Source organism: Magnetococcales bacterium (assembly GCA_015232395.1).
Classification (GTDB): domain Bacteria; phylum Pseudomonadota; class Magnetococcia; order Magnetococcales; family JADFZT01; genus JADFZT01.
This window is the reverse complement of the sequence record JADFZT010000079.1, coordinates 1-18,782: the sequence shown is the minus strand read 5'-3', so window position 1 is coordinate 18,782 and position 18,782 is coordinate 1. Positions and strand designations below refer to the sequence as shown.

Annotated in this window: 15 protein-coding genes and 1 tRNA gene; 11 read left to right on the top strand and 5 right to left on the bottom strand. The window is 56.9% G+C overall.

The window, feature by feature from the left end:
- Window positions 1-55 precede the first annotated feature (55 nt).
- From HQL52_16895 to HQL52_16885, 3 genes are all read right to left on the bottom strand, one after another.
- Window positions 56-187 carry an AlpA family phage regulatory protein gene (locus HQL52_16895; GenBank protein MBF0371129.1) on the bottom strand — a complete coding sequence of 44 codons (132 nt, stop codon included), beginning with the start codon at window positions 185-187 and terminating at the stop codon, window positions 56-58.
- 266 nt (window positions 188-453) lie between these two features.
- The gene (locus tag HQL52_16890) at window positions 454-1,671 is read right to left on the bottom strand and encodes a tyrosine-type recombinase/integrase (protein MBF0371128.1); all 1,218 of its coding nucleotides are present in this window, start codon (window positions 1,669-1,671) and stop codon (window positions 454-456) included.
- Window positions 1,672-1,976: 305 nt separating this feature from the next.
- Window positions 1,977-2,052: transfer RNA gene (locus HQL52_16885), tRNA-Ala, on the bottom strand.
- A gap of 109 nt (window positions 2,053-2,161) precedes the next feature.
- On the opposite strand from HQL52_16885, the gene trpE reads away from it, so the two are divergent.
- The 11 genes from trpE to HQL52_16830 all read left to right on the top strand — a co-directional run bounded on the left by trpE (window position 2,162) and on the right by HQL52_16830 (window position 16,483).
- Complete coding sequence (gene trpE / locus HQL52_16880; GenBank protein MBF0371127.1) at window positions 2,162-3,652, top strand: anthranilate synthase component I; 1,491 nt, start codon at window positions 2,162-2,164, stop codon at window positions 3,650-3,652.
- A 7-nt stretch (window positions 3,653-3,659) separates the two neighbouring features.
- A complete protein-coding gene (locus HQL52_16875) occupies window positions 3,660-4,235 on the top strand; it encodes an aminodeoxychorismate/anthranilate synthase component II (protein ID MBF0371126.1) in 576 nt (191 codons plus the stop codon).
- A complete protein-coding gene (trpD, locus tag HQL52_16870) occupies window positions 4,232-5,242 on the top strand; it encodes an anthranilate phosphoribosyltransferase (protein ID MBF0371125.1) in 1,011 nt (336 codons plus the stop codon). The genes HQL52_16875 and trpD overlap by 4 nt, the downstream gene beginning before the upstream one ends.
- A gap of 84 nt (window positions 5,243-5,326) precedes the next feature.
- Window positions 5,327-6,127, top strand: coding sequence for an indole-3-glycerol phosphate synthase TrpC (trpC, locus tag HQL52_16865; protein MBF0371124.1), 801 nt, complete (start codon window positions 5,327-5,329; stop codon window positions 6,125-6,127).
- 316 nt (window positions 6,128-6,443) lie between these two features.
- On the top strand, window positions 6,444-7,070 hold the full coding sequence (locus HQL52_16860) for a phosphoribosylanthranilate isomerase (protein MBF0371123.1): 627 nt from the start codon (window positions 6,444-6,446) through the stop codon (window positions 7,068-7,070).
- Window positions 7,071-7,304: 234 nt separating this feature from the next.
- Window positions 7,305-8,183, top strand: a complete 879-nt coding sequence (locus HQL52_16855) for an acetyl-CoA carboxylase carboxyltransferase subunit beta (protein ID MBF0371122.1) — start codon at window positions 7,305-7,307, stop codon at window positions 8,181-8,183.
- A gap of 115 nt (window positions 8,184-8,298) precedes the next feature.
- Window positions 8,299-9,597, top strand: coding sequence for a bifunctional folylpolyglutamate synthase/dihydrofolate synthase (locus HQL52_16850; GenBank protein MBF0371121.1), 1,299 nt, complete (start codon window positions 8,299-8,301; stop codon window positions 9,595-9,597).
- A 247-nt stretch (window positions 9,598-9,844) separates the two neighbouring features.
- Window positions 9,845-12,088, top strand: a complete 2,244-nt coding sequence (locus HQL52_16845; GenBank protein MBF0371120.1) for an LPS-assembly protein LptD — start codon at window positions 9,845-9,847, stop codon at window positions 12,086-12,088.
- 196 nt (window positions 12,089-12,284) lie between these two features.
- Window positions 12,285-13,625 (top strand): peptidylprolyl isomerase, encoded by a 1,341-nt coding sequence (locus HQL52_16840; GenBank protein MBF0371119.1) that lies wholly within the window; start codon window positions 12,285-12,287, stop codon window positions 13,623-13,625.
- A 38-nt stretch (window positions 13,626-13,663) separates the two neighbouring features.
- Entirely contained in the window at window positions 13,664-14,650 is a 987-nt protein-coding gene (gene pdxA / locus HQL52_16835; GenBank protein MBF0371118.1) for a 4-hydroxythreonine-4-phosphate dehydrogenase PdxA, read from the top strand.
- A 171-nt stretch (window positions 14,651-14,821) separates the two neighbouring features.
- Window positions 14,822-16,483 carry a HAMP domain-containing protein gene (locus tag HQL52_16830; protein MBF0371117.1) on the top strand — a complete coding sequence of 554 codons (1,662 nt, stop codon included), beginning with the start codon at window positions 14,822-14,824 and terminating at the stop codon, window positions 16,481-16,483.
- A gap of 704 nt (window positions 16,484-17,187) precedes the next feature.
- On the opposite strand, the gene HQL52_16825 is transcribed toward HQL52_16830, so the two are convergent.
- Both HQL52_16825 and HQL52_16820 read right to left on the bottom strand, forming a co-directional pair.
- Window positions 17,188-17,622, bottom strand: a complete 435-nt coding sequence (locus tag HQL52_16825) for a hypothetical protein (GenBank protein MBF0371116.1) — start codon at window positions 17,620-17,622, stop codon at window positions 17,188-17,190.
- 168 nt (window positions 17,623-17,790) lie between these two features.
- A complete protein-coding gene (locus HQL52_16820) occupies window positions 17,791-18,081 on the bottom strand; it encodes a (2Fe-2S) ferredoxin domain-containing protein (GenBank protein MBF0371115.1) in 291 nt (96 codons plus the stop codon).
- Between the last annotated feature and the right edge of the window lie 701 nt (window positions 18,082-18,782).

Below are 18,782 nucleotides of genomic sequence, written 5' to 3'. Positions count from 1 at the left end.
GGGGATAACCTGCACAACATCCCGTTATAAAACGGGATTTTACAAATTTCCGTGTCTACCCGTCAGAAACCCAGGCCAGACGAATGGGGGCAGGAAATTCACCTCGGGAAATTTTCAAGTAGATACTGGATCGGGAAAGGCCGGTGCGGTTTTGGACTTCGGGACGCCGAATGATTCGAGTATTCATGTTGGACCCTTTTGGAAGGCTGTGGAATTTTTCCAGCAGGGTATCATGGGTTTTTCAGGGTTTTTGAAAGCAGGAGGGGGGCTTTTTTGAAATGTGTTTCCTTACGTTTCCTTACGTTTCCTGATGTTTCCTGATGTTTCCAAATAACGGCCAAAAAAAGTCTTATTTTTTTCCTTGACAGCCTATTTTTAGCGTCTTCAGGAAGAGCGTTTTTTTGCAGTGAGGGACAGGAAAGGTGTTTTCCTTTGGGGGGATCCCATGATGCGTTACGCCTGCCGCCGGATCGGCACCACTTCAGCGCCATCCCGCAAGGCGTCCAGGTAATTGGCCCACGCCTGCATCATCTTCCGGCGCTCCTCCAGATACTCGACGTGGTTGTAGGCCCGACGGACTTCATTCTGTTCGGCGTGGGCCAGCTGGGCCTCGATCCAGTCGGGTTTGAATCCCATCTCGTTCAGCCGGGTGCTGGCCATGCTCCTGAAGCCGTGGCCGCTCATCTCCCCCTTGGCGTATCCCAAGCGGCGCAGCGCGGCCAAAACTGTGTTTTCGCTCATGGGGCGTTGGTCGGATCGGGCACCTGGGAAAACATATCGACCGGAGCCGGTGAGGGGTTGGATTTCGCGCAGGATTGCCACGGCCTGACTGGAGAGGGGGACCACGTGCAGCGCTCCGGCCTTCATCTTCTCCTCGGGAATTCGCCATTCCGCCCCATCCAAATTGATTTCCGCCCATTCCGCCCGGCGCAACTCTCCAGGCCGGACAAAAACCAGGGGAGCCAGCCGCAAGGCGCACTTGGTGACAAAGGATCCCTTGTATTCCTCAATATCCCGAAGCAGTTGGCCGATGGTCTTGGGGTCGATGATGGTGGCGAATCGTCCACCTTTGGCTGGGGGTAGGGCTCCCTTGAGATCGGCGGATGGATCTCTCTCGGCGCGACCAGTGGCGACAGCATAGCGAAATACCTGTCCGCAATTCTGCTTGGCCCGGTGTGCGGTATCCAGCGCCCCCCGGCTTTCGATTCGCCGCAAGACGGCCAACAGCTCAGGTGCTGTTATTTCATTGATGGGGCGCTTGCCCAACCAGGGAAAGATATCCACCTCCAGGCGACGAATCACCTTGCTGGCATGACTCGGTGCCCACCCCGGCTTGAATTTGGCAAACCACTCCAGGGCCACCGACTGGAAGAGCCTTTCATCCAGGCCATCCCTTTGTGCCGCCTTGGTGGTCTTGCGGTGCTCTCCGGGGTCAATTCCCTCGGCCAGGAGACGACGGGCATCCTCGCGTTGTTCGCGCGCTTTTTTCAGAGTGGTTTCGGGATACCTCCCCAGGGCCAGAAGCTTTTGTTTGCCTCCAAACCGATAAAACAGCCGCCAAAGCTTGCTCCCCCTGGGCTCAACCTGGATAAACAGCCCACCCCCATCAGATCGCTTGAAAGTCTTGGGACCGGGCTTCATCTGGCGGATGGTGGTGTCAGTAAGGGGCATTTGGTCCTCCATCCAGGTGTTTCATGGTCTGATTGCGGTCCAGCAGGGGCTTGAATCGGGGAGAAATCCAGACCAAGCAGCATACCAGCAGGGTCTGATGGCAGGCCTGAATTCTTTTTTGATATCAACTGATAACAGCCATTGCTGGTACGCACTTCATCTGATCGATTGCGTAACAGCAAATATACCAGCAATCAGGCTGGATTCCAATCGATTTCTTTGGACGGCATTGGACCATTCGGGCACAAAAAAACCCGCAAACTCTTGGAGTTGCAGGCTTTATTGGGCTTCTTTGGATTTTAAATTGGTGGAGCCAGGCGGGATCGAACCGCCGACCTCTTGAATGCCATTCAAGCGCTCTCCCAGCTGAGCTATGGCCCCACATCTTTCGTAGCGCGACAATCTAATGGAGCTGGGGGTGCATGTCAAGCATCTGATTGACGAATCGGAAAAGGGTGATTATTTGGGTGGGAAATGATACACCTGAAATATGATTCAGCCATCCTTCGACCAATTCCGGGATCTGACCCGGCAAGGCAACGTGGTTCCGGTCTACCGGGAAATCCTGGCCGACCTGGATACCCCTGTTTCAGCCTATCTTAAAGTCGCCGCCGACCTGCCCCATGCTTTTTTGTTGGAGTCGGTCCAGGGCGGGGAAAAGTGGGGGCGCTACAGTCTGCTCGGCCTGGATCCTGCCGCCATTTTTGAGGCCCGGGGAGATCGGGTGGAAATTCGCCACCAAAATGGCCCCACCGAAACCTTCGCCGGTCGTGATCCCATGACCGTGCTTAAAGAATTCATGGCGCGTTTCAAGCCGGTCGCTGTGCCGGAGCTGCCCCGGTTTCATGGGGGAGCGGTGGGCTATTTCGGTTACGATATCGTCCGCTCCTTCGAGCGCATTCCCGACGAAAACCCCGATACCCTGGGTGCACCAGACGCGCTGTTCATGCTGGCCGATCTGGTGCTCATCTTTGACAACCTCCTGGGCAAGCTCAAAGTAGTCGCCAATGTGATGCTGGATGGCGAGGGGGATCTGGACTCTCTTTACGACAGGGCCGTCAAGCGTATCAATACCTTGGTGGAGACCCTGCAATCCACCCCCACCCACAAGCGTCAGGCCAACGCCTTTCCCCCAGTGGCAGAGTCCGATTTTCGCCCGGAAATGAGTCGGGAGCAGTTTGAAGAGGCGGTGGGGCAGGCCAAGGAATATATCGAGGCGGGGGATATCATGCAGGTGGTGCTCTCCCAGCGCCTCTCCATTCCCTTTCCCCACAACCCCATCCTGCTCTATCGGGCGTTGCGCACCACCAACCCCTCTCCTTATCTCTTTCTCTTGCGTTTGGGTGATTTTTCCCTGGTGGGGTCGAGTCCGGAAATTTTGGTGCGGCTGGATGGGGATACCGCCACCGTGCGCCCCATCGCCGGAACCCGACCACGGGGAGCCACCGAAGCGGAAGATTTGGCGTTGGAAAAGGAGCTTCTGGCCGATCCCAAGGAGCTGGCCGAGCATATCATGCTGGTGGATCTGGGGCGCAACGATCTGGGGCGGGTGGCGGTGACCGGCTCGGTCAAAGTGACCGAACAGTTTGTCATCGAACGCTACTCCCATGTGATGCACATCGTCTCCAACGTCGATGCCAAGCTGCGGGAGGGGCTGGATCGTTTTGATCTGATTGCCGCTACTTTCCCGGCAGGCACAGTCAGTGGAGCCCCCAAAATTCGTGCCATGGAGATCATCGACGAGCTGGAAATTTCCCGTCGTGGTCCCTACGCCGGTACCGTCGGCTATCTCGGCTTTGGCAGCCACATGGATCTGGCCATCACCATTCGCACGGCGGTCATCAAAAAAGGCTGGCTCACCATCCAGGCCGGGGCGGGTATCGTCGCCGACTCCCAGCCGGATCGGGAGTTTGAAGAAACCATGAGCAAAGCCCGAGCGGTCTTTCGTTCAGTGGATCTCGCGCAACGGGGGTTGGAATAGCCATCTCATGCTGCTGATGATCGACAACTATGACTCCTTCACCTACAACCTCGTGCAATATTTCGGCGAGTTGGGAGAAGAGGTCCGGGTCTATCGCAACGATGCCATCACCCTGGACGAAATAGCCGAACTGGCTCCGGATCGCATCACTCTTTCTCCTGGACCCTGTACCCCGGATCAAGCCGGGATCAGCATGGACGTGGTCGCGCGCTTTGCCGGAAAAATTCCCCTTCTGGGGGTCTGCCTGGGCCATCAATCCATCGGTCAGGCCTTTGGTGGAAAAATCATTCGTGCCCCGGGGGGAGTCATGCACGGCAAAACCTCCCCCATGCACCACTCCAACACCGGCGTGTTTGCCAATCTTCCCCGCCCCTTCGAGGCCACCCGCTATCACTCCCTGGTGGTGGAGCGCCAAAGCCTCCCCGACTGTCTGGAAATCACTGCCTGGACCGAGGATGGACTGATCATGGGGATTCGGCATAAAAGCCTGCCGGTGGAGGGGGTGCAGTTTCATCCAGAATCAATCTTGACCCGCTCAGGACATCACATTTTGGCCAATTTTCTGGGAAAAAAGTATCCATGAACATTCAGCAAGCCATTGCCCAGTTGATCACCAATAAAAATCTCGAACAGGAAGAAGCCCGGGAGGTGATGGAACAGATCATGTCCGGGGGGGCCACCGACGCCCAGATCGGGGCTTATCTCATCGCCCTGCGTATGAAGGGGGAAAATGTCGCCGAAATTGCCGGTTCTGCCCAAGCCATGCGGGATAAAGCGCTCCGGGTGAATGCGCCCGGCACGGTGGTGGATACCTGCGGCACCGGTGGAGATGGCTCCGGCACCTTTAATATTTCCACCACGGCGGCTTTTGCCGTGGCCGCCTGTGGCGTGACGGTAGCCAAGCACGGCAACCGCTCCATCTCCTCCAAAAGCGGCTCGGCGGATCTGCTGAAAAGCCTGGGGGTCAACATCGATGCCCCGCCTGAAGTGGTGGAAAAATGTCTTGAAAAGGCTGGGATTGGTTTTCTTTTTGCCCCCAAACATCACGGCGCCATGCGCCACGCCTTGGGGCCGCGCAAAGAGCTGGGTTTAAGAACCATCTTCAATCTTTTGGGCCCCCTCACCAATCCCGCTGCCGCCCCCCATCAGCTGATCGGGGTGTATGATGGGCGCTGGACCGAGCCTTTGGCCCGGGTGTTGGGGCGGCTGGGTTCCAAACGGGCGTTGGTGGTGCACGGCTCCGATGGTTTGGATGAAATCACCACCACCGGCCCCACTCGGGTGACCACCCTTGATAACGGTGAGATCACCACCACCACCATCGAACCGGAACAGTTTGGGCTGACCCGGGTCACCCCTGAGGCGCTGTTGGGTGGTGATCCCGAAGAAAATGCGGCCATCACCCGTGGCATCCTGGAAGGCCGGGAAGGCCCCCAACGGGATATCGTGGCTCTGAATGCTGGCGCTGCCCTCTTTGCCGTGGGGGCTGCTCCCGATATCGGTGTCGGTGTGGCCTTGGCGACGAGTGCATTGGCTGAAGGGCGTGGAAAAGAGCGCCTGGATCTTTTGGTGGAGCACTCCAATGCCTGACAGGGAACTCTCTCTCCCCTGACCCAGTTCAAGCCAGGGCAGGAGTTTTCCCTCCCATAAACCTCTTTTTTTTAAAGTCACAACATGCCTACTCCCGGCAATATTCTTGATCGCATCATGGAAACCAAGCGGGAAGAGGTGGCTCGGGGGCGCAGTCAAACCCCGGAAGCCCGTCTTCTGGCCACCATCCGTGATCTCCCCGCCACCCGTGGTTTTGCCGATGCCATCGAGAGCCGTATCAAGGTCGGCGGGTTGGGGGTGATTGCTGAAATCAAGCGCGCCTCTCCTTCCAAGGGGGTGATCCGGGAGGGGGTGTTTGATCCGGCCTGGATTGCCGAGCGCTATCAGGAAAATGGTGCCGCCTGCCTCTCCTGCCTCACCGACCGGGACTATTTCCAGGGAGATGACGCTTATATCAATCAAATTCGGGAGCGGGTTTCACTGCCGGTATTGCGCAAGGATTTTTTGTTTGATCCCTATCAGGTGGTAGAGGCTCGGGCGATTGGGGCCGATGCGATTTTGTTGATCATGGCCGTGCTCTCCAACGATCAGGCCGGGGAGCTGGAAGAGGCTGCCCGGGAGCTGCATATGGATGTCTTGGTGGAGGTTCACGACGAAGCCGAGCTGGAGCGGGCCCACGATCTGAAAACCCCTCTTTTGGGCATCAACAACCGCAACCTTAAAACCTTCGAAACCACCCTGGAGACCACCCTGAATTTAGCGCCCAGAGCGGATGGAGAGCGGCGAATCATTTCGGAAAGCGGTATTCGGGGGCCGGAAGATATCAAAACATTGCGGGAAAATGGCATTGATGCCTTTTTGATCGGCGAAGCCTTCATGCGGGAGGAGGATCCGGGAGAAGGGCTCGCCAAAATACTCGCCTAATCAAGATTCTCCCCTGGATTTTGATTTGGTTTGAACTCCCCCGGGAATGCGGGGAGCTGGTTGTGTGGCGTTGGTTTGATCTTCCCAACCCCTTCCCATAAAGACTGAAGCCGCTGCGAAATGATTCCCCAGCCTGCCCTTTGGTTGGGTGTTGGAACAACGCCAAAAGAGCTGCCGTCACACAAAGAGCCATGAATCCCGGCCGGGATTGCCCTATACTGCCACGCTCTCTTCACCAAGGGGGAGAGGTGTTTCTCTTGGGATCGGTGTAGAAGAGGCGCCTTTCGCTCAACCCCTGTTGCATCTGATTGGCACCATGACCCGAATCAAAATGTGTGGTATCACCCGTTTGCAGGATGCCCAGGCGGCGCTGGAGGCTGGAGCGGATGCCATTGGCCTTGTTTTTTATGAAAAATCAAAACGTTGCATCGATCCCGAAAAAGCCCGGAATATCGTCAGGGAGCTGCCACCGTTTTTAAGCGTGGTGGGTCTGTTCGTCAACGAAGCCCTGGAGGAGATTCACCGCATTGCCTCTCTGGTGGGGCTCGATATCATCCAGCTTCACGGTGACGAATCTCCCGAAATGTGTCAGGCTGTAGAGCGTCGGGTGATCAAGGCATTACGGATTGCGGATGGAGAAGATTTGGCCGGGATCGCGTCTTTTATCCCAGACAACGGACTTTTGCTGGATGCCAAGGTTGCCGGGAGTTATGGCGGCACGGGCCATCGCTTTGATTGGTCTCTGCTGAAGGATGGCCAACTGCCTCGCCATTATGTTTTGGCCGGAGGGCTCAATCCGGACAATGTCGCCGAAGCGGTACGCCAGGTAGCCCCCTATGGGGTGGATGTTTCCAGTGGGGTGGAAGTCTCCCCAGGCATCAAGGATTCTGCCAAGATGGCGCAGTTTGTTCGAAGGGTTCGGGCAGCTGAAACAGAGTGCTGAAGCGGGAAGTTGAACGAAATGCTGACGGGAAGTTGAACGAAATACTGAAAAGAGCCAAACGGTCCGGGGAAGATTTCCCGCGCCGCCACTTTTAGCGGGTTGGCAGTAGCTGTTGTGTCCCGTTAAAATAAAACCCGGGCCTGATCAAACCAAACGATACCCCCACCGCATCTGAACAGGAGAGGGGTGTCAGAGGCCCCATAACCATTGATTCATCAGCCTTAAGGGTCGGTAATGAACTGGATCACCCGGATCATCAAACCCAAAATCAAGGAAAATGTCCGCCGCAGCCAAACCCCTGAGGGGTTGTGGGTGAAATGTCCCCCTTGCGGTCAGGCCCTTTTCCAGCAGGAGCTGGCCCGCAATCTGGACGTTTGTCCCCATTGCGAGCATCACTTTCGCATTTCCGGCATCCGCCGCATCGAAATCACCCTGGACCCGGAGGGCAGGGAAGAGCTTTTTTCCGGCCTTCATCCAAGCGACCCCATTAAATTTAAAGATTTAAAGCGCTACCGGGATCGCATCAAAGATGCCCAGAAGAAGACCGGCACCCCAGACGCCGTGCGGGTTTATAAAGGCACCATCAAGGGCATTCCAGCGGTGGTGGCGGCGTTTGATTTTAATTTTTTGGCCGGTTCCATGGGTTCGGTGGCTGGGGCCAAGGTGGCTCAGGGAGCGCTGGCCGCCATGGAGGCCAATTGCGGCTTTGTGGTTTTTCCCGCCTCTGGGGGGGCCCGTATGCAGGAGGGGATTCTTTCGCTGATGATGATGGCCAAAACGTCAGCCGCCATCACCAAGCTCGAAGCGGCCCGTCTGCCCTTTATTCCGGTGTTGACCGATCCCACCACCGGCGGGGTGACCGCTTCCTTTGCCATGCAGGGGGATATCATCCTGGCTGAACCCAATGCCCTGATCTGTTTTGCCGGTCCCCGGGTGATTGAGCAGACGGTCCGGGAAAAGCTTCCGGAAGGGTTCCAACGCAGTGAATATCTGCTGGAGCATGGCTTTTTGGATCGCATCTGTCCTCGAAGCGAAATGCGGGATCTTTTGGCTGGGCTTTTGGGCCACCTGACCCGCAACAACCTGGCCTCCCAGACGGGCAAGGGCAGTTAGGAGCCAGGGTCGCCATCAGGCCGACTCTCTCCCCAGCCTGCCAGCCAGTGCCGCCCAGTCTGCCAGTGTCCCTTGGGCTTCCTCTACTACGACACACTGCCATGGATTCCAGGTTATGAACCCACGCCTGGCCAAGCTTCTGGAGATCGCTGAAAACCACGGTGCCCAGGCGGTTTTTTTGGGCCTGGAGCGGATCAACCAGCTCCTTGACCGCCTGCAATCCCCACACCTGGGACTCACCCCCATCCACGTTGCCGGAACCAACGGCAAAGGCTCTGTGATCGCCTTTTTGGCGGAAATTTTTCAGCAGGCGGGTTTGACCACCGGCAGCTATACCTCTCCCCATCTGGCACGTTTTAACGAACGCATTCGTTTGAATGGCGCTGAAATCTCCGATGAGCAGCTGATTCCCTTGCTGGAGCGCACTTTGAGGGCCTGCTCTGGGGTGGATGAGACCTATTTTGAGATCACCACAGCCTGTGCCCTGCTCCATTTTGCCCATCTGAAACCCGATATCACACTCCTGGAGACCGGCCTGGGGGGGCGTCTGGATGCCACCAGTGTTGTCACACCCGGTCTGTGCCTCATCACCCCCATCAGTTTGGATCACCAGGCCTTTCTGGGAGAGAGCCTGGTGGAGATCGCCCGGGAAAAGGCGGGGATTATCAAGCCTGGGGTAGCGGTGGTGGCTGATCCTGGTTCAGAGTCAGCCCGGGAGGTTATCGACACCCGGGCGCGTTCCCTGGGAGCCCCTTTGATTCTGAGAGGTCGGGATTATGATTTTATCGAAGGGGTTGGTGGAGCGTGGACTTATACCGATCATGCCGGCGCCATCACCCTGCCGCACCCAGGGTTGAGAGGTCGCCATCAACTGCAAAATGCAGCTCTCGCGGTTGCGGCCATCCGGCACCTGCCCAAAAAAAACCGTGCGGTGCCAAATGATTTTCCGTCAGATATGGCCATATCGGAAGAGGTCATACGCCAAGGCATCCACCAGGCCCGATGGCCGGGGCGGTTGGAATTTTTTCCGGGAGCCCCCCCCATCTGGCTGGATGGCGCTCACAATCCACAAGGGGCTCGGGTGTTGAAGGAAGCCCTGCTGGATGGAGAGGCGGGTAAGGGTGCGACCCTGCTGATTTTTTCCGCCTTTGAGGATAAGGATATCCCGGCCATGGTCAGGGAGTTGGCTCCTCTTGCCCAGCGGATTTTGGTGGTAGGGAGCAGCGGGCCACGGGGGTTGACGGGTGAGCGGATTGCTCGATTTTGGCCCGCTGGGGAGGGGATGGTTACCAGCCACGCCACGGCAGCAGAAGCCTTGGCCACGGCCCGCTTGGAGGCTTCCCCATCCCAGAGGGTGGTGGTGGCGGGCTCTCTCCACCTGGTGGGGGCTGTTCGGTCCCTGTTAAACGCATGATGAATCGATTAAACTGCGGCTCCAATGGATTTTCTGTTTTTTAGCTTGATGGATCATTCCTGATTCGCGTTCTGGGCTTTAGTCGCAGGCCAAGTGGCCGTTCATGGCGCCACGGTGATGCGTACCCACCCGGATTTGGATTGATCAATCACCCCAAGCCTGCCCCTTTGCCCCGTCCCACTGACCGGTGGCAGGGAGTGGCCCTAGATGGTGACGACCCATGCGTTCGATGAGAACCTTGCGAATAATGAGCAACACCCCAGCCACGGGCAGCAGCCTAGCTGCGGGTAGCCACGCCCCAGCCACGGTCAACAGAGTGCCCGGCCACTCTTCGGCAAGCAGAGTGCTGGCGCTGTGTTGTCTGTTTTCCCTCTTTCCACTCCCCGCCGTCGCTGAGGATGAACTCCCTCTCGACATCGAAGCGGACCGGATGGACCACTCCAGTGACGGCCAGGTGATTACCGCTACCGGCAACGTGAAGATCATGCAGGGCAAGCGATTTGAAATCACCTCCGATACCGCCAGCTATCATATTATCGATAAAAAAATCACTGCTGACGGTAACATTCGACTCAACCGTGAGGGAGATATTTTTACCTCGGAGCGGGTGGAATTGAATGTGGATGATCAGCGAGGCAACATTCACGACGTGCGCATGGACATGGTCGGCCCCGGAGGGATCGCCACCGCCAAGACCGTCGCGGTGCACGACCGCAACAGCCTCACCCTCCAGGAAGCCACCTACACCAACTGTGACTGTGAAGAGCCTCCCTGGCACATCCGTTCCGAGGAGATCCAGGTCAATCGGGAGGAAAACAGCGTCACCGCCAAAAATGTCACCCTGCGCCTGGGGGATGTGCCGGTCCTCTATAGCCCCTGGTGGCGTCAGCCCCTGCGCCCGGAGCGAAAAAGCGGTTTTCTCATTCCCTCCCTGCGGGTGAGTGGCGGCAACGGCCTGGTGGCGGAGGTTCCCTACTATTGGAACATCGCTCCGGAGCGGGATGCGACTCTCGCGGTGCGGGGCATCAGTCGCCGAGGGGTGATGGGACGGCTGCAATACCGCTATCTGGGTAAGGATTATGCCGGCTTTCTGGAGACTTATCACATCCAGGACGAGCAGGAAGAGGAGTATCGCGGGCTGACGGTGTTTAAACACAGCCAGCGCCTGGGCGCGTGGAGTCTCAACGCCAACATCAACGCCAGTCGCAGTCGGGATTTTATCAACGATTTTGAGCAGGATGTCGTGGACCCCGATGCCCATCGGTTGGAATCTTTCGTGACCTTCGACCGTCTGGAGCTGGAGGAAGACGGTTTTACAGCGGTACAGGCCGGGGTTCGTTGGAACCAGGATCTGGAAGCTGACAGCGATATCAACACCACCCAGCAGCTGCCCTTCATCTCCCTCACCAGTGAGACGATGTTAAAATCCATTGGTGAAAACTGGCGGGTTACGAGCGATTTGGGGTTTGATAATTTTTATCAAATGGCTGGGGATTCCACCCAACGGGTCGATATCGCCCCCACCCTGCGCTATGAACGTCCGCTGCATTTTGGTCGCATCAGTGCCGCAGCCGGGGTGCGAGAGACCTTCTATTGGGTCAACGGCAATCCGGCAGAAGCCGGGGATGAACCCGCCCGTGAGCAATCCCGGGAAGCCGCCATGGTGAGCTTGCGCCTGGATGGCAATCTCTCCCGCAACTATGGCAGCCAGGGCGGCGAAGGTGGGTTCAGCAAGGTCAAACACACCATCGAGCCCACGGTGCAGTATGTCCTCAACTCTTCCAGCGACCAGAGCCGGGTGCCGGACTATGACGCTACCCTGCGCAACTTTGCCACCACCAATCTTTTCGCTGAAAACCGCTATTCCGGGGTGGATCGCCTCTCCACCGGCCATTGGATCAGTTACGGCGTTACTTCCAGGCTGATCGGTCGATTTGCTGAAGATGACCCGGTGCGGGAGCTGGCGACTCTCACCGTGGGGCAGCGCTGGGCGCCGGCGGGACATCGGGAATATCAAAACGAAGAGGCCTTTTCCGACATCGTGGCCGGGCTGGAAGTGGATCTTTCCGAATATTGGTCTGCCGCTGCCGGAGGCCGCTTTAACCACGATGACGGCAAAATTCCCAACACCGACGTCTCCCTCAAGTTTCACACCCCCCGCAACGATTGGCTGGAGCTGGGTTACCACCGCAACCAGCCCGATCAGATATCGGGGCTGGAAGAAGAGGGGAATGAGGATATCGAGGATCTCACCCTGGACGGCGCCTTGCATCTGAGTGAAAACTGGCTCTGGACCCAGGAAGCGGACTATTCCTTGATGAACGATAACATCAAAAGCTGGAAATCAGGTCTGCGCTATGAGCACGACTGCTGGAGCCTGGACCTGTTTGGTGGACGCAGCCTCTCTTCAGATACGGACGAGCATGGGGGCGGTTTTGTGGGCTTCCTGATCAACCTCCGTGGTTTGGGAGGGTATGGTGTCAACTCTTGATCCACGTCGACACCCGGACAGCTTGCCAGGAGTGGACTCAAGGGAGCTGACCTCAAGGTCTGGCAACCGGGTTGAACCGGGAACCCGGGCGTTGACCGGAGTGAATTCAAGCCCTGGCGTCATGCACTCTGATGGCTCCCGGCAATCATCCAACTATATAAGCGCGTGCGAAACCGCTCCAAGGGGAGGGACAAGGATGAAAACAGTGCTCTCAGGGGGGCGCTCGGGCCTCTTGCCGATGATTCTACTGGCGGCTTTTTTCTGGATTCCCCCGGCCCACGCCGAACTTCTCGACCGCATCGCGGCCATCGTCGAAGCCCGTGATTTGAGTGGTACAGAGGCTGAGACCGACATTATTACCGAATCTGAAATAGCCGAGATGGCCAGGCCTATCCTGATGAAATTCAAGGATTCCGGCACGCCGGTGGATCCCCTCAAGATCCGCAAGCGGGTTTTGGATGAACTGGTCATGCGCAAGATTCGGGATCAGAAGGCCAAACAGCTGGGCGTGGCGGTGACCGAAGAGGATCTTCAGCGGATCATGGCCAAGGTGGAGGCAGACAACAATCTGCCCCCCGGCTCCCTGCCCGAGGCTCTGGCCCAGCAGGGGATGTCTCTGAGTAAATATCGCCGAACCCTCCACGATCAACTCCTCCAGGGTCGCCTGATCAACAAAGTCATCTCCAAGCTGGTAACGGTCTCCGAGGAGGAAATTCAGGATCTCTATCGCACCACTCTGAAGGATAAGGGGGTGGAGGAGATCCATCTGGCGCAGATTTTACTTTCCATACCCGATGATGCCTCTGCCAAGGAATTGGAGGCGGTCCGCCTGAAAGCCATTGATCTTATCGGTCAGCTCAAGGGTGGGGCCTCCTTCGCCACCCTGGCCAGCCAACACTCCGATGACCCCGGGGGGCTCGAAGGGGGTGAAATGGGCTGGTTCAAACGGGGAGAGCTGCTGCCGGAAATGGAAGAGGTGGTTTTTCCTCTGAAAAAAGGCTCTGTCAGTCCACCCTATCGCTCGGGTCAGGGATATCACATCTTTCAGATGATTGATCGGCGCATGGTGATGAAGGGCGACGCATCCACCACCCAGCTTCGGATCAAAGCCCGCCATATTTTGCTCAAGGTGCTTGAAGAGGGTGGAACCGATGCCGAGGAGAGAGCCCGCAACAGATTGGAAGCCATTCGCAAGGAAGCCCTGGAAGGGACACCCTTTGCGGATCTGGCCCGGCAATATTCCGATGATGATACCGCCTCGGATGGCGGGGATCTGGGCTGGTTTGCCCGAGGGGTGATGGTGCCGGAATTTGATGATGTGGTCTTCAATCTGGAACCGGGGCAGGTGAGCGAACCGATTCGAACCGGCTTTGGCTGGCATCTGGCCTTTGTCGAGGAGAAGGGGACCCTGGATCCCAACTCCCTGGCGGCTCAACATGACAGCCTCAAGGAGCGGTTGATGCAGGCCAAGCTCCAATCCCGCTATCGCCAGTGGCTCCGGGATATCCGCATGCGGGCCTTTGTGGAGCTGCGTTGACGCCCCACCCGTCTCAAGCTCTCCCCATCGCCATCACCATGGGGGATCCCGCCGGGGTGGGGCCGGAAGTGCTCATCAAGGCCCATGCAGGGCGTTCCTGTTCTGCTCCCTGGCTTTGGATCGGCGATCCCGATCTGCTTCCCTGGACCGCAAGCCGCCTTGATCTTGATCTGAATTTCCAAGTGGTGACGACTCCGGAGGAGGCCTGTCAGCTGCCTCCTGAATGTTTGGCTGTTTTGCCTGCGGCCCACTCCCTGGCGCTGGCAACCCTCACCTTTGGCCAACCAAACCCCCGGCACGCTCCGGCTGTGGTGGCCTCCATCCAAAAAGCGGTAGAGCTGGCCTTGGCCGGTCGTGTGGCAGCAGTGGTCACTCCCCCCATTCACAAAGCCGTTTTGTTCGAAGCGGGCTTCGACTATCCCGGCCACACCGAAATGCTGGGACATTTTACCCACACCCCCCATCCGGTGATGATGTTGGCCGGTGAGGGGCTGCGGGTGGTGCCAGCGACGATTCATCAATCCCTGAAAAGCGTCCCACACGCTTTGACCCGGGAGGCGCTTTTTCGGGTGATGGAGACCACACTCACGGCTCTTCAGAGGGATTTTGCCATGCCTTCTCCCCGTTTGGCCGTGGCCGGACTCAACCCCCATGCCGGGGAGGAGGGGGCTTTTGGCCGGGAGGAGATCGAGGTGATCCGGCCTGTGTGTGAGGCCCTGGCCGAAAAATATCCAGGCACGATCCGAGGTCCCCTGCCCGCCGATACCCTGTTTCATGCAGCGGCACGATCCAGCTACGATGCCGTCATCTGCATGTATCACGACCAAGCCCTGATTCCTCTTAAAATGCTTGCCTTTGGCCAGGCCGCCAACATCACCCTGGGATTGCCCATAGTTCGCACCAGTGTTGATCATGGCACCGCTTTTGATATCGCTGGCAAAGGGCTGGCCGACCCCCGCTCTTTACATCATGCTGTTGACTTGGCTTCACGCATCTCCAAAAACAGACTGATGATTGACAAATGATTTTCTATTATAATTCAGGTGTGTTGTAAAAATCGCATCAAATTCTCAGGTTTTGCGCACAAAAACTTTGTAAATTTTTAACAAATAGTTATCATTCCTGTTTTGGTAAAGTGTGTACTTTGCCTGTGTTCTACAGAATGTTACAGAAAAATTCCTGAAGAGGAGGGTGTGATGACTCTGAGCGATATGCGGGTGGGTCCAAGGTTGGGGGTGGGGTTTGGTCTGATTCTGGTGGTTATCCTGGTAGTCTTTGCCATGATCTATTCCGCCATTCAGGAGACCCGGGAAGCGGCGTTGGTCGTGAAAGAGGAGTCTCTGCCCTTTTCACTCACCGCCAAAAACATGCAGTCGGATATCATTGAGCTTCAGCAGTGGCTGACCGATGTTTCCGCCACCCACAATCCCGATGGCTTTGGAGATGCCCAGGATGCGGCTGACCGTTTCAAGGCGGGGCTGGCTAAATTTCGGGAAATGTTTCAGTCGGAAGGGGCCAGCAACGAGCTGCGGGATCTGAAGGATCTGGATGCGGCCTTCGATCATCTCCATGATGTGGGCACACGTATGGCCAACGCCTATATGAAGGAGGGCTTGGCCGCCGGTAACGTGGTGATGGAAGCCTTTGACGGGGCCAGTGATCAGCTCAAAGATCGCATGAACCGCCTCATCGACACCCAGATCAGTGAGGCCAACGAAAAATCCCAGGATATTTTGGATGGGGCCGATCTCATCGCTTCGGTGCTCTTTACCGCCGGTGGGGTTGCCGTCATTCTCAGCGTGTTCATCGGTATCATCCTGGGCCGTTCCATTTCAGGCCCCCTCAACATGATCCGTTCTTTTTGTGAACGCCTTGGGGAAGGGGACCTCACCCGGCAATGTGTCCTGACCAGCAAGGACGAGGTGGGTTCGATGGCCCGGAGCCTTAACCGTGCAGTGCTCAAATTGCAGGAGACCTTCCAGGATGTGCAGCGGGCCTCGGTGACGGTGGCCAGTGGCTCCACAGAGCTTTCCAACGCAGCCCAAATCATGTCCGAAGGGGCCAGCAATCAGGCGGCCTCCATTGAGGAGACCTCTGCGGCCATGGAAGAGATGGCCTCCAATATTTCTCAAAATACCGACAACTCCCAGCAGACCGAAACCATCGCCCGTCAGGCCTCCACGGATGCTTCTGATGGTGGCAAGGCGGTGGAGGAGGCGGTGGGGGCGATGAAGGAGATCGCGGAAAAAATTTCCATCATTGAGGAGATCGCCCGCCAGACCAACCTGCTGGCTTTGAACGCTGCTATTGAGGCGGCCCGGGCCGGGGAGCATGGTAAGGGGTTTGCGGTGGTGGCGGCAGAGGTGCGCAAGCTGGCGGAGCGCTCCCAGTCAGCCGCTGGAGAGATCTCTCAGCTCTCCGCTTCCAGTGTGGCGGTGGCGGAGCGGGCGGGTACCATCATGACCAAGCTCGTGCCCGACATCCAAAAAACCGCCGAACTGGTTCAGGAAATTGCGGCTGCCAGCCAGGAGCAGAATCAGGGTACCGGGCAGATCAATCAGGCGTTGCAGCAGCTGGATCAGGTGATTCAAAAAAATGCCGGGGCTTCCCAGGAGATGGCGGGTACTTCCGAAGAGCTTTCCTCCCAGGCGGATCTGCTCAACAGCGCCACCTCCTTTTTCAAAACCAGTAACAACCCGGCCGCCGTCGCCCAGGCCCACCGCGCCCCAGCCCGTCAGAAATCTCTTCCAGCCCCACGCCGCGCAGCACTCCCGGCTCCCAGTCAAGGGGGGGGAGGGGCCAATCTGGATATGGGGATGGGGGGAGGGGATTCTGATAGTGACTTCGAAAACTTCTAGGGCATCAACTTTTTTCGGGTGGCATGGTCTGATCTCTCCTGAGAGGAGCTTCCCTCTTCCGATCAGCTGAATTGTTGGAAAAAAGTCATCTCAAACGGCGGGCCTGCTATCTGGTCCGCCGTTTTTGTTGGGGGGTTATCTCTCACGACAAAAGGCAGGTATATATAGCAGTTCTATCTCAAAATTGGACACTCTTCTCTGACTCGTCATCCCCGCGAAGGCGGGGATCCAGGGAGTGATGATTGCCCTTAAGGAAAAACCAAATCTTCAAGAAAGGCCGGTGTTTTGCTGAAAGTGGAGCAAGATTTGGAAAGGTTTGTGCCAGACACTCTGGATTCCCGCATTCGCGGGAATGACAGCAAAAGAGTAACGGCATATGTCCAATTCTGGATTGGAGTTGGTATAGGGGGTGAGGAGAGAGACGTATCCCACAGCTTGTACAGGATGGGATGAGCCATGGGAGTCGTATTGTTGGAAAGCCATCACTGGCATTTTAACCGTTGTGTGAATCTGTCAGGTCATTGATGGGGGGAGTGGCTTGGCTGATGGAGGGAGTTGATTGATGCGGTTCGCGTCGCTCACCGTACCCTACACGGGATCACAAAGAGGGGGGCTTTGCCGGAATTGAGGGGGGCGTTGTTTTCCGTGAACAGGGCGTTAAGATATCCCATCCAAGATAAGGGGGGCTCTTAAGGTCGAAAAATTCAGACCGTCAGATCCAGCTGATTGCCTGAAGGGGGTGTGGTGGTGGCCGACTCCTGACGTTGGCCCAAACGGTCGTAGAGCCCCGGGAAGAGGGATTTCAGGGAGTGGCTCCCCTCATTGGTGGCTGGGGTGAGCCCTTTGGAAGTGCGGGTGATGCTGGAGGCGACGCTCACTTGCTCCAACTCCCGGGCTTGGAGCAGAGAGCTGGTGCCGCTCACTTCATCCAGGCGGCTGCGGGTGACGATGTCCGTGTCGATGCCGAGGGCGTCCAGACCTCTACTCAGCCCCAGTTTGCGGGGATCGAAGGTGTTGGCTTCCCGGCCCAGGGAGGAGGTGACCTCATCGTTGTTGAGGCCGATATTTTTATTCAGGCTCAAAGCCAGGCCGTAATGCTGGGTGGTGAGCAGTGGGGCGTCGGTGCGCACTTCAGACATGGTGGCTGATCCCTTTAAGTGGGGGTCTGATCCATCTGAGGATCCCCGTTCCAGCTAACTCCCGATCCGACTGGAAGCCGCCTCAAAATCAACCTGAGGCAAGTCTCTACTCCTCCTTTATAGCAAAAAAAGAGTCAAAAGCCCATCAAAAGCGCTCTGTCTGACTGATCACGACGCCTTTTCAGAGGCATGAGCAGCTTTCACCCGAGCCATTTCCGTTATGATTTCGGGCAAATCTTCTTCCGTCACATGATTATAATAAGCCCCCCCCGGAGCGATACGCATGTTGGGACCGTTTTCACATTGACCCAGGCAGAGAATCCGTTTGACCGGCACGTCAATCTCCTCTTCAGCCAGGGCCTTTTCCAGCTTGTCCGCCAACTCCGGGCTGCCCCGTTCTTTGCAGGAGGGTCTGCCGGGCATCCGTTCCTTAATGCAGACGACGAGTGTTGGTTCCATGGGGGAGATCCTTTGATGATGGAGAGTGTTGGCCTACCCGTTCCTTCGGTAGCAACAAATTGGACGGTATTCGGGAGAAGGGGATTCCCGATTATAGCAATTCAAATCAAGAATTGGACATATGCCGCTGTACTTTTTCTGTCATTCCCGCGAATGCGGGAATCCAGGGGGGCTGGTGCGAACCTTTCCAAATCTTGCATCACTTTCAGCAAAACACCGGCCTTTCTTGAAGATTTGGTTTTTCCTTGAGGCCAATCATCAGCTCCCTGGATCCCCGCCTTCGCGGGGATGACGAGTCAGGGAAGAGTGTTCAATTTTGAGATAGAACTGCTATAAATCCGCAAAAAGGAGCCGTTGATCAAAATTCCCTCTGAAGCCACCTGGCAACGGCTCTCTTAAGAACCATGCCGGAAAGGAGAGCGGAATTTCCAGGGATTTTGGGCTGGGGCCTCTCCTGATGGCCTGATTTTCAAAATCGACAGCCCCTCTTGCATACCTGATGGTCGGGTTTGGATCGATGGGTTTGGGTACCCCTGTCCCGGGGAATAAATCCGAGGGGTAACTGCTCGCCCCCCCAAAAAAAATGAGGTGGCAGCACGATATTTCTTGACACGATTTTTCCACGCCAGAATGGTCATTTCCCCGATCGGCATCAGATGCCGGCGTAATGGGGGTGGAATTGGCGCTGGAAGGGCTTTTGG

Bases quoted from the DNA above. Each gene is read 5' to 3' on its own strand.
- trpE (MBF0371127.1), top strand. From the start codon at position 2,162: ATGATTCAGCCATCCTTCGACCAATTCCGGGATCTGACCCGGCAAGGC.
- HQL52_16850 (MBF0371121.1), top strand. From the start codon at position 8,299: ATGAACCCACGCCTGGCCAAGCTTCTGGAGATCGCTGAAAACCACGGT.
- HQL52_16825 (MBF0371116.1), bottom strand. From the start codon at position 17,622: ATGTCTGAAGTGCGCACCGACGCCCCACTGCTCACCACCCAGCATTAC.
- HQL52_16895 (MBF0371129.1), bottom strand. From the start codon at position 187: ATGAATACTCGAATCATTCGGCGTCCCGAAGTCCAAAACCGCACCGGC.
- trpD (MBF0371125.1), top strand. From the start codon at position 4,232: ATGAACATTCAGCAAGCCATTGCCCAGTTGATCACCAATAAAAATCTC.
- HQL52_16860 (MBF0371123.1), top strand. From the start codon at position 6,444: ATGACCCGAATCAAAATGTGTGGTATCACCCGTTTGCAGGATGCCCAG.
- HQL52_16840 (MBF0371119.1), top strand. From the start codon at position 12,285: ATGAAAACAGTGCTCTCAGGGGGGCGCTCGGGCCTCTTGCCGATGATT.
- HQL52_16845 (MBF0371120.1), top strand. From the start codon at position 9,845: ATGAGCAACACCCCAGCCACGGGCAGCAGCCTAGCTGCGGGTAGCCAC.
- HQL52_16830 (MBF0371117.1), top strand. From the start codon at position 14,822: ATGACTCTGAGCGATATGCGGGTGGGTCCAAGGTTGGGGGTGGGGTTT.
- trpC (MBF0371124.1), top strand. From the start codon at position 5,327: ATGCCTACTCCCGGCAATATTCTTGATCGCATCATGGAAACCAAGCGG.
- HQL52_16820 (MBF0371115.1), bottom strand. From the start codon at position 18,081: ATGGAACCAACACTCGTCGTCTGCATTAAGGAACGGATGCCCGGCAGA.
- pdxA (MBF0371118.1), top strand. From the start codon at position 13,664: ATGGGGGATCCCGCCGGGGTGGGGCCGGAAGTGCTCATCAAGGCCCAT.
- HQL52_16855 (MBF0371122.1), top strand. From the start codon at position 7,305: ATGAACTGGATCACCCGGATCATCAAACCCAAAATCAAGGAAAATGTC.
- HQL52_16890 (MBF0371128.1), bottom strand. From the start codon at position 1,671: ATGCCCCTTACTGACACCACCATCCGCCAGATGAAGCCCGGTCCCAAG.
- HQL52_16875 (MBF0371126.1), top strand. From the start codon at position 3,660: ATGCTGCTGATGATCGACAACTATGACTCCTTCACCTACAACCTCGTG.